Origin of the sequence: Actinomadura sp. 3N407, assembly GCF_052245875.1 — a bacterium.
Taxonomy (GTDB): Bacteria; Actinomycetota; Actinomycetes; order Streptosporangiales; family Streptosporangiaceae; genus Spirillospora.
The window spans coordinates 121,754-134,817 of sequence record NZ_JBQQBP010000014.1 but is presented as its reverse complement, the minus strand read 5'-3'; the positions used below and the strand labels follow the sequence as shown (position 1 = coordinate 134,817).

11 protein-coding genes are annotated in these 13,064 nt (G+C 70.6%); 7 read left to right on the top strand and 4 right to left on the bottom strand.

Annotated elements, in window-relative coordinates:
* Nucleotides 1-313: 313 nt before the first annotated feature.
* Nucleotides 314-2,278: a histidine kinase gene (locus tag ACTWPP_RS30950; RefSeq protein WP_443107905.1), complete on the top strand. Its 1,965-nt coding sequence runs from the start codon at nt 314-316 to the stop codon at nt 2,276-2,278.
* Nucleotides 2,279-2,566: 288 nt separating this feature from the next.
* Here ACTWPP_RS30950 and dapF read toward each other — a convergent pair whose 3' ends face one another.
* Complete coding sequence (gene dapF, locus ACTWPP_RS30945) at nt 2,567-3,376, bottom strand: diaminopimelate epimerase (protein WP_443107904.1); 810 nt, start codon at nt 3,374-3,376, stop codon at nt 2,567-2,569.
* A 30-nt stretch (nt 3,377-3,406) separates the two neighbouring features.
* On the bottom strand, nt 3,407-4,297 hold the full coding sequence (gene miaA / locus ACTWPP_RS30940) for a tRNA (adenosine(37)-N6)-dimethylallyltransferase MiaA (RefSeq protein ID WP_443108012.1): 891 nt from the start codon (nt 4,295-4,297) through the stop codon (nt 3,407-3,409).
* 126 nt (nt 4,298-4,423) lie between these two features.
* Here miaA and ACTWPP_RS30935 point away from each other — a divergent pair, with 126 nt between their 5' ends.
* A complete protein-coding gene (locus ACTWPP_RS30935) occupies nt 4,424-4,657 on the top strand; it encodes an antitoxin (RefSeq protein ID WP_443107903.1) in 234 nt (77 codons plus the stop codon).
* Here the strand turns inward: ACTWPP_RS30935 and ACTWPP_RS30930 are convergent.
* Both ACTWPP_RS30930 and miaB read right to left on the bottom strand, forming a co-directional pair.
* Nucleotides 4,645-5,406, bottom strand: coding sequence for a hypothetical protein (locus tag ACTWPP_RS30930; RefSeq protein ID WP_443107902.1), 762 nt, complete (start codon nt 5,404-5,406; stop codon nt 4,645-4,647). The genes ACTWPP_RS30935 and ACTWPP_RS30930 overlap by 13 nt on opposite strands.
* Nucleotides 5,407-5,476: 70 nt before the next feature.
* Entirely contained in the window at nt 5,477-7,024 is a 1,548-nt protein-coding gene (gene miaB / locus ACTWPP_RS30925) for a tRNA (N6-isopentenyl adenosine(37)-C2)-methylthiotransferase MiaB (RefSeq protein WP_443107901.1), read from the bottom strand.
* 191 nt (nt 7,025-7,215) lie between these two features.
* Between miaB and ACTWPP_RS30920 the strand changes: the two genes are divergently transcribed.
* From ACTWPP_RS30920 to ACTWPP_RS30900, 5 genes are all read left to right on the top strand, one after another.
* On the top strand, nt 7,216-8,031 hold the full coding sequence (locus ACTWPP_RS30920) for an amino acid ABC transporter ATP-binding protein (protein ID WP_443107900.1): 816 nt from the start codon (nt 7,216-7,218) through the stop codon (nt 8,029-8,031).
* Nucleotides 8,032-8,140: 109 nt separating this feature from the next.
* Nucleotides 8,141-9,010 carry a glutamate ABC transporter substrate-binding protein gene (locus ACTWPP_RS30915; protein WP_443107899.1) on the top strand — a complete coding sequence of 290 codons (870 nt, stop codon included), beginning with the start codon at nt 8,141-8,143 and terminating at the stop codon, nt 9,008-9,010.
* A gap of 110 nt (nt 9,011-9,120) precedes the next feature.
* Nucleotides 9,121-9,804, top strand: a complete 684-nt coding sequence (locus tag ACTWPP_RS30910) for an amino acid ABC transporter permease (RefSeq protein ID WP_443107898.1) — start codon at nt 9,121-9,123, stop codon at nt 9,802-9,804.
* Complete coding sequence (locus ACTWPP_RS30905; protein ID WP_443107897.1) at nt 9,801-10,796, top strand: amino acid ABC transporter permease; 996 nt, start codon at nt 9,801-9,803, stop codon at nt 10,794-10,796. Before ACTWPP_RS30910 ends, ACTWPP_RS30905 begins: the two co-directional genes overlap by 4 nt.
* A gap of 203 nt (nt 10,797-10,999) precedes the next feature.
* Entirely contained in the window at nt 11,000-13,036 is a 2,037-nt protein-coding gene (locus ACTWPP_RS30900; RefSeq protein WP_443107896.1) for a prolyl oligopeptidase family serine peptidase, read from the top strand.
* Nucleotides 13,037-13,064: the final 28 nt, after the last annotated feature.

The following is a 13,064-nucleotide window of genomic DNA, read 5'->3' as shown; positions in this document are numbered from 1 at the left end:
CCGGCCGTTTCGGCGCCGGCGGAGATCCGAACCCGCCCCCTGAAGGGCTCGGAGCCGCCGCCCGCACCGCACTGCCGGACACCGGCGGGCGGCGTCGGGGCATCGTCCGTTACCTCCCACGCGACGACTGTGACCTGCACCTTCGGTTCTCTCCGCAGGGTTCCGCGGTTACCATCACGGCACGCGCCAGCGCGCCGCGACGCGGACAGTGTCGGCCGACGGGAATCCCGGTGTCCTGAGGCGGACGCCCTGATGACTGCAGGACGGGGGCCAGGACGCTTTAACATTCCATTACTTTTGGTCTGGGGTGCGCATGGTGGAGACGGCAGAACAGGACCGCGGGCGTGGACGCGTCGCGGTCCCGCTGGCGCTCGGCGCCGTCCTGATCGTCGCCGCATCGTTCGCCATCGGTACCCGCCTGCCCTCTGACCTGCGGATGGTCTGGTGGCATCCGGAGATCCTCGTCGCGATCGCGTGGACGCCCGTGGCCGCCGTCCTGCTGCGGCACCGGCCGAGGCTGACGGTCGCCTGGCTCATGCTCGGCTCCGGCTTCTGCGCCGCCGTGTACGTCCTCTCGCTCAACATGGCCCCGTGGTTCGAGATCCACCACTGGGCCGGAACCGGTTCCGTCACGTGGCTCAGCACCTGGCTGTGGGCCATTGACACCTACGCCCTTACGCTCGTGCTGCCGCTGATCTTCCCGGACGGGCGGCTCGTGTCGCGCTGGTTCCGGCCGGTGCTCCTCCTCGCCTGCCTCGTCCCGGTGATCGTCTGCGTCCACCTGACGATCGACCCCGGCGTGCGCCGCTGGCACAACGGGGTCTCGGTCTACCCGTTCGACGAGATCCCGGTGGCAATCACCGCGATCATCATCGGCACCCTGGCCGCCGGGCTGCTCTCGGTGGCCGTCCGGTTCGTCCAGTCGCCTCCCGACGTCCGGCGGCAGATCGCCTGGGTCGTCTATCCCGGAATCGTCGCCGAGGCGGTCATCTACATCGGCGAGAACAGCATGATCGGGGATCCGTTGCGCAACGTCACCATCGTCGCCGTCCCCGTCTGCATCGCCATCGCGATCACCCGCTACCGGCTCTACGACATCGATCTCGTCGTCAGCCGGACGCTGGTGTACGCGGGGCTCGTGGCCGTCATCACCGGCGTGTACTTCGCGCTGGTCGGCGCTGCGAGCCTCCTCGCACACGGCCAGGGGACCCTCTCCGGGCTGGCCGGGGCGATCGTCGCGGGCGCCGTGTTCGAGCCCGTCCGGCGGCGCCTGCAGCGCACGGTGGACGGGTTCATCCACGGCGAGCGCGACCCGTACCGGATCGCCGACCGCCTCAACCGCCGGCTGCAGACCGCCGCCGACCCGGCCGCCGCGCTCGCCGTGGCCGCCGAGGTGGCGCGCTCCGCCCTGCACGCCACCGGCGTCGTGATCGAGGTTCTGGACCGCGACGGCCGGACCATCTCGGCCGAGGACGGCCTGCTCGGCGACCGGCCGCAGCTCATCCCGCTGGTCTGGCACGGGGAGCCGGTGGGCCGGCTGCTGTTCGGCGTCACCCGGTCGCCGGACGCGCGGCTGTCGGGCATCCTGGCCCGCAACCTCGCCGAACTGTCGAACGCGGTGCGACTCGCCGCGGACGTCCAGAGGTCCCGGGAGCACATCCTGCGCACCCGGGAGGAGGAGCGCCGGCGGCTGCGGCGCGACCTGCACGACGGGCTCGGCCCGACGCTGGCGAGCCTCGCGATGACGGTCGACGCGGCGCGCATCACGCTGAAGACCGACCCCGAGGCCGTGGACGCGCTGCTGGAAGAACTCCGCGCGACGATGGGGAGCACCATCGGCGACATCCGGGAGCTCGTGTACGGGCTCCGGCCGCCCGCGCTGGACGATCTGGGACTGGCGGGCGCGATCCAGGCGCTCGGCGGGGTCGTCGCCACGGGAGACGGCCCGGAAGTGGACGTCCAGGTGGAGGGCGATCTCAGAGGTCTGCCGGCGGCCGCGGAGGTCGCCGCGTACCGGATCGTGCAGGAGGCGCTCACCAACGTGCACCGGCACGCCAGGGCCGGTTGCGCGGTGGTCCGGCTGCACCTGAACGGGGACCTGCACGTCTCCGTCAACGACGACGGCGTGGGTCTGCCCTCACAGGTGCGTTCCGGCATCGGCATGTCCTCCATGCGGGAGCGCGCCGCCGAACTGGGCGGTTCCTGCACGGTCGGTCCCGGCCCCAAAGGGGGGACGCTGGTCCGCGCCAAGCTTCCCGTGAACGGCGTCCGTCGCTGACGCCCGTCCCGCCGCATTGCCGGGCGCCGGGCGAAGCCGGGTCGTCCGGCCGCTCCGGCCTCCACCCTGGCGGGAGGGCCGGTGACCGCCCCCCGCCAAGAAGGTCGCCACCGGCCCTCAGGCTCCGCACGGAACCGGGGCTCCCATCCCGGTCCATACGGGCCATTCACCAGAGGGTGTGCATGAATGAAGTTATGCGGCTGAAGGTCCCGTTGGTGAGGGACACCTGTCCCGTTCGAGCCGGGACGAGCCTGAATGCGCCTCTGGCCCTGGTTGGACGGGCTTTCGCTAGATCAGGCCGGGACGGATCTCGCCCTCGGCGACCAGCACGGCCGGCCCCGTCAGGCGGCTGGTCCCCCCGTCGAGGGCGACGGTCACCCGCCCGCCGGGAACGTCCACGGTCCACTCGGACGGGCCGGAGGCGCCCAGGGCCGCCGCCGCCGCGACCGCGACCGTGCCGGTGCCGCACGAACGGGTCTCGCCGGAGCCCCTCTCGTACACCCGCATCTCCAGGTGCCGCTCCCCGACGGCGCGGAAGAACTCGACGTTCACGCCGTCGGGGAAGACGCCGCGATCGAATCCGGGCGCCCGTGACAGGTCCAGCGCCGCGACCGGCCCGTCCACCCGGCACGCCAGATGCGGGTTGCCCACGGAGACGCGTTCGCCCCGGAACAGGGCGCCCGCCATGGACGCCTCACCGGAGCCGAGGACGTCGGCCGGGCCCATGTCGACGCTCACGTCCCCGGACGGGCCGAGCGTCACACGCCGCAGCCCCGCCCGGGTCGCCACGTCCCACTCCCCGGGGGCGGCGAGGCCGGCGTCGACGAGGTAGCGGGCGAAGACGCGCATCCCGTTCCCGCACATCTCGGCGATGCCGCCGTCGGCGTTGCGGTAGTCCATGAACCACTCGGCGTCCCGGAAGTCCCCCTCGACGCCCGCCGCCTTCGTCCGGACGACCCGCAGGACGCCGTCGGCGCCGATCCCGGCCCGCCGGTCGCACAGCCGGGCCACCGCCTCCGGGGTGAGGTCCAGGACGCCGTCCGGGTCGGGCAGGATCACGAAGTCGTTCTCGGTGCCATGCCCCTTGACGAACCGCATCCCCCGATCATATTGCGTCCGCCGGACCTCTCAGCCGACCAGGGCGAGAGCGCGGCCGACCAGGTCAGGGGCGTCGTAGGGCAGCCATTGGACGCGGGGGTCCCGGCGGAACCACGACTCCTGGCGGCGGGCGAACCGCCGGGTCGTCCGGATGGTGTCCTCCATGGCCTGCTCCCGCGTCCACTCCCCCGACAGGAACCGGAGGACCTGCGCGTAGCCGAGGGCGCGTCCGGCGGTCAGGCCGCCCCGCAGGCCCTGCTTCTCCAACTCGCGGACCTCGCCGACCAGCCCCGCCTCCCACATGCGGGACACCCGCAGGGCGATGCGGTCGTCCAGTTCCTCGCGAGGGACGCTCAGCCCGATCTGCACGACGGAGCCGTAGCGGTAGCGGTGCTCGGGCAGGGTCGCGGTGAACGGCCGGCCGGTTATCTCGATCACCTCCAGCGCCCGGACGATCCGGCGGCCGTTGCTCGGCAGGATCGCCTCCGCCGCCGCCGGGTCGAGGCCGCGCAGCCGCTCGTGCAGCGGGCCGGACCCGGCGTGCGCCAGCTCCTCCTCCAGCCGTGCCCGGACGGCGGGGTCCGTCCCGGGGAACTCCAGGTGGTCGAGCGCGGCGCGCACGTACAGACCGGAGCCTCCGACCAGGACCGGCACCCGGCCCCGCCCCCGGATCCGCGCGATCACGTCGGCGCTGAGCCGCTGGTACTCGGCGACGCTCGCGGTCTCGGTCACGTCCCAGACGTCCAGCAGATGGTGGGGGACGCCGCGCATCTCGTCCGGGGTGAGCTTCGCCGTGCCGATGTCCATGCCGCGGTACAGCTGCATCGAGTCGGCGTTGACCGCCTCCCCGCCCAGCCTCAGGGCCAGTTCCACGGCGAGGTCGGACTTGCCGGCGGCGGTCGCGCCGACGACCGCGATCACGTCCGGTCTATTCGCTGAGGTCACGGGATTGATTGTGGCAAGAGAACGGGTATAGGCGGGATGTACGGGTGTCGCGCGTGAACATGCGGCACCACCGACGAGACGAGGGATCCGGGGGGATTTTCGATGTCCATCGTCGACAAGGTCAAGCAGATGCTCGGGCAGAACACCGACAAGGCACGCCAGGGCGTTGAGCGGGCCGGGGACAAGATCGACGAGCGCACCGGCGGCAAGTACGCCGACAAGGTCGACAAGGCCCAGCAGAAGGCCGGCGACTACATCGACCGGAGCGCCGAAGGCGGCCAGAGCGGCGGCCAGAGCGGCGGCCAGAGCGAACAGGGCGGCGGTCAGCAGCCATAGCCCGTCTGTGACCAGGCCGCGACGAAGTAGCCGACTCCGTACGGTGCCTCGTCGGCGAGCAGAGCGGCCGTGAAGCCGCCCTCGCCGACGGCGCCGGCGAGCACCTGCCACGCCGCACGCCCGGCCGCTCGGAGTTCCTGGGACAGCCCCGGATCCAGAGCGGCCAGGGCGGCGGCGTCAGCGTCTCCGAGCGCGCGCGCCACGACCTCGTCGTAGGGGCGCGCGCGCCCATCGAGGTACCCGGGTGCCTTCTCCGAACGGCAAGCCGACCCGTCGCCCATCACCAGAAGCGCGACCCGGTCGGCCGACTCCGCAAGCCGCCGTCCGAGTGAGACGCATTCTTCCGGCGAAGCGTCGAACGCGACCGACTCGTAGCGGGCACCGAGATCGGCGTCATGCCGTTCCAGGAGCCACCGCCCGATGGTGAGGGAGAGCGGCAACTCCTCAGCGCCGTCCTTGGGCTCGTCAGGGATCGTCCAGTCAAGACCGTACGGGCGGAGTGTCGCGTTCGCGTCGGGCCCGTAAGAGCGGGTCCCCGGGGCACCGCCCACGACGACAAGCGCATCCACCGGCCGGTAGCCCTGTGTCCCCGCAGAGGGACGTCCACCGGGACCCGCCTGGCGACCGGTCAGGCGTCGGACCGCCTCATCGCACGCGGCGCGCAGCGTGTCGAGTTCCGGCGCCGCCTCCCCCGCCACCGCGGGCACGAGGATGGGCGGATGCGGGCACACCGCCGCCGATACGAGCACACTGCCTCCCTGCCGCACTGCCTCCCGGCCACCGGGTCTTGCACGGAAACCAACCCGATCATGCCGGAGTTCAGGAGGCGGTGGAGCAGCCGGACACGGGCGCGTCGGCCTGCGCAGGACGTCCGATCGACGGCATTCCGAGCGAAACGCCCTTCTGGCCGTCCACCCCGCCCGAGCCGTCCTCCCGGCCCTGGCGGGCTTCCCACGCGTCGCCCGCGCGCGTCCGCCGGACGTCCCGCACCGGCTTGTCGGCGACCAGGTGATGCGGCGCGGCGTAGGTCACCTCGACCGTGACCATGTCGCCCGGACGGACCGGCTCCTCCGGCACACCGAAGTGGACGAGGCGGTTGTCGCGCGCGCGGCCCGACAGCCGGCGGGTCGCCCCGTCCTTGCGGCCCTCCCCTTCGGCCACCAGGACCTCCAGGGTGCGGCCGAGCTGCTTCTTGTTCTCCTCCCAGGAGATCTCCTCCTGGAGGGCGACCAGCCGCTCGTACCGCTCCTGGACGACCTCCTTCGGCACCTGGCCGTCCATGGTCGCCGCAGGGGTGCCCGGACGCTTGGAGTACTGGAACGTGAACGCCGACGAGAACCGGGCCTCCCGCACCACGTGCAGGGTCTCCTCGAAGTCGGCCTCGGTCTCGCCGGGGAAGCCCACGATGATGTCGGTGGTGATCGCCGCGTCCGGGATCGCGGCCCGGACCTTCTCGATGATGCCGAGGTAGCGCTCCTGCCGGTAGGAGCGGCGCATCGCGCGCAGCACCGCGTCCGACCCGGCCTGCAGCGGCATGTGCAGCGACGGCGTCACGTTCGGCGTCTCCGCCATGGCGGCGATGACGTCGTCGGTGAAGTCCTTGGGGTGCGGCGAGGTGAACCGGACCCGCTCCAGCCCCTCGACGTCGCCGCACGCCCGCAGCAGCCCCGCGAACGCGGACTGGCCGCCCGACGTCATCGCACGGACCTCGTCGGGCGCGGCGGCGAGGGCACCGAACCCCGAACCGTACGCGTTGACGTTCTGGCCGAGGAGGGTGATCTCCAGGACGCCCTCGCCGACGAGCGCCTCGATCTCCGCCAGGATCTCCCCCGGGCGGCGGTCCCTCTCCTTGCCGCGCAGCGACGGGACGATGCAGAACGTGCACGTGTTGTTGCAGCCCACGGAGATCGACACCCACGCGGCGTACGGCGACTCACGGCGCGTCGGAAGCGTCGAGGGGAAGGTCACCAGGGACTCTTCGATCTCGACCTGCGCCTCGCTCTGGACGCGCGCCCGCTCCAGCAGCGCGGGCAGCGACCCGATGTTGTGGGTGCCGAACACCACGTCCACCCAGGGGGCGCGTTCGACGATGGTGTCGCGGTCCTTCTGCGCGAGGCAGCCGCCCACGGCGATCTGCATGCCGGGATGACCGTCCTTGACCGGCCGCAGATGGCCGAGGTTGCCGTAGAGCCGGTTGTCGGCGTTCTCCCGCACCGCGCACGTGTTGAACACCACCACGTCGGGCTCGCCGTCCCCGGCGCGGACATAGCCGGCCGCCTCCAGGAGCCCGGACAGCCGCTCGGAGTCGTGAACGTTCATCTGGCACCCGTAAGTGCGGATCTCGTACGTACGGGCAGCCGTATTCATAGGCGCACTCATGACGGTTACCAAGGGTACGGGCCCGGCGCGATATCACCGAACGGGCGACCGGCCACGCGCACGAGCCGCGATGATCACTCTCCGCCACGGTGAACCCCCGCCCGACATGGGGATTCGTGATCGTATCGGTACCGCGCGGCAACTTTAGCGGAGTCAACGATGACGTAAAGTCCGAGCGCATGACGGACAGCGAAGGCGGGCCCGACCTCACCAAGGACGGGCCGGAGGAACCCAGCCCGGAGCGGGCCCCCGCGGACGGCCGGCCCCTCGTCGTGGTCGAACACGTCAACAAGCACTTCGGCGAGTTGCACGTCCTCCAGGACATCAACCTCACCGTGCACTCCGGCGAGGTCGTCGTCGTCATCGGCCCGTCCGGCGGCGGGAAGTCGACCCTGTGCCGGTCGATCAACCGGCTGGAGCCGATCGACGACGGGACGATCCTCGTGGACGGCAAGGAACTGCCCAAGGAGGGCAAGGAGCTGGCGAAGCTTCGCGCCGACGTCGGCATGGTGTTCCAGTCGTTCAACCTGTTCGCCCACAAGTCGATCCTGGAGAACGTCACGCTCGGGCCGGTCAAGGTCCGAAGGCAGGGCAAACAGGAATCCGAGAAGCACGCGATGGAACTGCTGGACCGGGTCGGCATCGGCGACCAGGCGCACAAGTACCCCGCCCAGCTGTCCGGCGGACAGCAGCAGCGGGCCGCGATCGCGCGCTCCCTCGCGATGAAGCCCAAGGTGATGCTCTTCGACGAGCCGACCTCGGCGCTGGACCCGGAGATGGTCAACGAGGTCCTCGACGTCATGACGGGTCTGGCCCGCGAGGGCATGACGATGATCGTCGTCACCCACGAGATGGGCTTCGCGCGCAGGGCGGCGCAGAAGGTCGTGTTCATGGCGGACGGCCAGATCGTGGAGGAGAACACGCCCGACGAGTTCTTCACCAACGCGCGCACCGACCGCGCGAAGGACTTCCTTTCCAAGATCCTCACGCACTGAATCACTCGCCTCCGGTTTATTCCACAACACATGAACTGTTCGGTCCGCAGAGGATGAGAATGGTCCACTGAGCCGCGGGGCTCCGGCAGAGAGCAGAGGTAGGACGAGAATGCGAGTACGTCGTTTCGGCGCCCTCATCGGGGCGGGGATGGCGTTGTCACTGGCGCTTTCCGCCTGTGGCAGCGACACGGAGAAGACCGAGGCCAAGACGGTCGTCCAGAAGGCCAAGGACGACAAGAAACTGACCATCGGCATCAAGTTCGACCAGCCCGCACTGGGCCTGAAGAAGCCCGACGGCACGTTCGCGGGCTTCGACGTCGACGTCGCCAAGTACATCGCCAAGCAGCTCGGCGTCCCCGAGAGCGGCATCACCTTCAAGGAGACGACCTCCGCCAACCGCGAGTCGTTCATCGGCGGCGGGCAGGTCGACCTCGTCGTCGCCACCTACTCCATCACCGAGGCGCGCAAGCAGCAGGTGACGTACGGCGGCCCGTACTACGTGGCCCACCAGGACACGATGGTCAACAACGACAACGCCGACATCAAGAAGACCGAGGACCTCAAGGGCAAGCGGCTGTGCAAGGCCGCCGGGTCCAACTCCTTCCGCCGGATCACCGAGCCGCCGCCGGACGGCAAGCTCGACATCTCCGGCGTGAAGCTGGTGGACGCCAGCAGCTACTCCGAGTGCGTGAGCAAGCTGAAGTCGGGCGCGCTGGACGCCGTCAGCACCGACGACCTGATCCTGGCCGGGTTCGCCAACCAGCAGAAGGGCTCCTTCAAGGTCATCAACGACCCCTTCACCGACGAGAAGTACGGCGTCGGCATCAAGAAGGGCGATATCGAGACCTGTGAGGCCGTCAACAAGGCCGTCAACCAGATGTACTCCGACGGCACCGCGGGCCAGCTGCTGGACAAGCACTTCGCCGGTACCGGGCTGAAGCTCGTCAAGACCGTCCCGCAGATGGAGGGCTGCGCCTGATCACAGGCCGGTCCGACCCGTCATGCCGGTGCGTCCCCGCAAGGACGTGTCCTTCCGGGGACGCATCTGCATGGCCCGACACCGCTGGAACGCCATGGAACAGTTGAGCAATGTTTGACTTCAGCCCGTTCTTCGACAACTTCGGGGAGATCCTCCAGGGATTCTGGGCGACCCTGCGCCTCGCGGGCGCCGCGGCGGTGCTCTCCCTGATCATCGGCACGATCATGGTGAGCTTCCGCGTCGCCCCCGTCCCCGTCATGCGCGCCTTCGGCACGGGCTACGTCAACATCGTGCGCAACACGCCCCTCACCCTGGTGCTGCTGATGTGCAGCCTGGGCCTCAACGACATCCTCGCCCTGAAGTTCTCCAGTGTCTCCTCGACCACCTACTACTGGTGGGCGGTCGTCGGGCTGTCCGCCTACACCGGGGCGTTCGTCTGCGAGACGCTGCGCTCGGGGGTCAACACCATCCCCCTCGGGCAGGCCGAGGGGGCACGGTCGATCGGGCTCACCTTCACCCAGTCACTGCGCGTGATCATCCTGCCGCAGGCGTTCCGCTCGATCATCGCCCCGATGGGCAGCGTCCTCATCGCGATGATCAAGAACACGACGGTGGCCGCCGCGGCGAGCTACGGCGAGGTCGCGCTGGTGACCAAGACGATCGTCGACAAGCCCACGTTCGCCAACGGGGTGATCCCGCTGTTCCTCGGCGTGGCCATCGGCTTCCTGATCCTCACACTGCCGACCGGTTACTTCTTCGGCTGGCTGGCCAAGCGAATGGCGGTGGCACGGTGAGCAAGGAAGCATCCATCCTCTTCGACATCCCCGGGCCGCGGGCGCGCGCGCGGAACAAGGCGCTGACCGCCATCGTGTCGGCCGTGCTCCTCGCGATCCTGGCCGGGCTCGTCTGGCGGCTCTACGACAAGGGCCAGTTCCAGGAGAAGCTGTGGAGCCCGTTCACCGAGTGGACGGTCTGGCGGCACCTGCTCCTGCCCGGCCTGATGAACACGCTGAAGGCCGCCGCGGTGGCGACCGTGCTGGCGCTGCTGTTCGGCATCGTGTTCGGCCTCGCCCGGCTGTCTGACCACTGGTGGATCCGGATCCCCGCCGGGGCCGTCGTCGAGTTCTTCCGCGGCATCCCGCTGCTGATCCTGATCTTCCTGGCGTTCTTCGTCCCCAACAAGATCAGCCCGGAGATCGCCGAGTCCCAGTTCGGCCAGATCCAGCGGCTGTCGGTGGACTACTTCTTCTTCATCTTCGGGGTGGAGAGCAACGCCGGCGTGGTCACCGTCCCCGCCTTCGCCGCGGTCGTGTTCGGCCTGGTGATGTACAACGGCTCGGTGCTGGCCGAGATCGTGCGGGCGGGCGTCCTGTCGATCCCCAAGGGGCAGTCGGAGGCCGCCTACTCCGTCGGGCTGCGCAAGAACGGCGTCATGCGGCTCGTCCTGCTGCCGCAGGCCGTCACCGTGATGATGCCGGCGATCGTCAGCCAGATCGTCGTCCTGCTCAAGGACACCGCGCTCGGGTTCATCATCGCCTACGGCGAGTTCCTGCAGGCGGGCTTCAAGCAGGTCCCCGCCAACTACAGCAACAACGTCCTGCAGGCGGGGATCGTGGTGGCGATCATCTACATCGCGATCAACATGTCGCTGAGCCGGGTCGCGACATGGCTGGAGCGGCGCAGCCGAGGCAGCCGCAAGACCACGGGCCAGACCCTGGGCGCCTCCGGGCCTCCCCCGGCCCCCGGGCTGACCGGTCAGTCCTCCGGCAAGGCCTCAGCCGCCTGAGGTCGTCCCGTCCGCGCACGGAGGGCGCCGCCGGTTCCGGCGGCGCCCTTCGCGGCATACGGCCCCGGAGGTCCGATTCCGGGCGGGCGGGCCGCTGATCACCGGTGTTACCCGCGAGTCGCCTGATGGCCGCTTGTATCTTTCCGAGTTCAAACGGCCCGTCATGACCCCAACACGTCCCCGTATGCGGGACGATTCCTGGTATGACCGCTCGTGCGACCCTCCCCTTTGGCTCATGGCCCTCACCCATCTCCGCGGCCGACGTCGCCCGCGCCCGGCTGCGCCTCAGCTTCCCCACCGTCGCGGGCAACGACGTGTGGTGGCAGGAGACCCGGCCCGAAGAGGGCGGGCGGACCACGGTCATCCACCTCAAGGGCGGGCACCGCACCGAACTGCTGCAGGCACCGTGGGACGCCCGCACCCGCGTCCACGAGTACGGCGGACGGTCCTACCTGCCGATCCGTACCGCCGCCGGCCGGTCGATCGTCTTCTCCAACTACGACGACCAGCGGCTCCACCGGCTCGACGAGGGCGACCCGAAGCCGTACCCGCTGACCCCCGAGCCGGCCGTCCCCGCGGGGCTGCGCTACGCCGACTACGTCGTGTCCCCCGACGGCACCGAGATCTGGTGCGTGTGCGAGGGCCACATCGCCGCACCCCGGGCCGAGCCCGACGTCACCGGGGACGCGCAGGACACCGAGCCCGCGGCGGACGACCCGGCCGCCGCCGGCATCAGGCGCGCCATCGTCGCCGTCCCCCTCGACGGCAGCGCGGCCGACAACGCCGGCGCGATCCGCGAACTCGTCACCGGCGCCGACTTCTACGCCTCCCCCGCCCCCTCCCCCGGCGGCGGGCACCTGGCGTGGGTGCAGTGGAACCACCCCCGCATGCCCTGGGACGGCACCGAGATCCGCGCGGCGGCGATCGAGAACGGCGCCACCGTCGCACCCCGCACCGTCAAGGGCGGCCTCACTGAGTCGGCGCTGGCGCCGGTGTGGCGCGACGACGAGTCCCTGTACGTCGTCTCCGACTGGCCCGGCTGGTGGAACATCTACCAGGTCGGGCTGCACGGCGAGTCGCCGCAGGCCCTCTACCCGGCCGAAGAGGAGTTCGCCGGTCCGCTGTGGCAGCTCGGCGGCATGCCGTACGCGCTGCTCGGCGACGGGCGCCTCGCCGTCCTGCACGGCGAGGGCGACATGCGCCTCGGCGTCTACGACCCCGAGACGCTGGAGCTCACCGACCTGGAGGTCCCGTACGGGCACTGGCAGCCGCAGCTGTCCACGGACGGCACCACGATCGTCGGCATCGCCGGCGGCCCCGACCTGCCGACCTCGGTCGTGCGGGTCGACACCACCACCGGCCGTGTCGAGGGCCTCCGCCGCGAACTGGCCGAACTCCCCGACGTCGCCTTCCTGTCCAGGCCGCGCGCCGAACGCCTGGAAGGGCCGTTCGGACGTCCCGTCCACGCCTACGTCTTCCCGCCCGCCAACCCCGAGGCCGCCGGGCCGGAAGGCGAACTGCCGCCGTACGTCGTGTTCGTGCACGGCGGGCCGACCGGGCGCGCCTCCACGGTCCTCGACCTGGAACGGGCGTTCTTCACCAGCCGCGGCATCGGCGTCATCGACGTCAACTACGGCGGGTCGACCGGCCACGGGCGCGCCTACCGTGAACGGCTGCGCCGCCAGTGGGGCATCGTGGACGTCGAGGACGCCGTCGCCGCCGCGCAGGCCCTCATCGACGGCGGGATCGCCGACCCGGCCCGGCTGGCGATCCGCGGCGGCTCCGCGGGCGGCTGGACGACGCTCGCCGCGGTCACCCGGACCGACGTGTTCAAAGCCGCCACGTCCTACTACGGGATCAGCGACCTGCAGAGCTTCGCCGAAGCCACCCACGACTTCGAGTCCCACTACCTGTTCGGGCTGATCGGCCCCCTGCCCGGGTTCGAACGCGCCTACGAGGAGCGCTCCCCGCTCGGCAGCGCCGACAAGACCGCATGCCCCGTCCTCCTGCTGCAGGGCCTGAACGACCCGGTCGTGCCGCCCGACCAGTCCGAACGCTTCGCGCTGGCACTCGCCGGGAAGAAGATGCCGTACGCCTACCTCACCTTCGAGGGCGAGTCGCACGGCTTCCGCCGGGCCGACACCGTCATCCGCTGCCTGGAGGCCGAACTGGCGTTCTACGGCCAGACGCTCGGATTCGAGCCGCGCGGCGTCGAACCCATCAACCTCACGGTCGGCTGAAGTCCCGCCCGTCCGTCCCCGCGCCGGC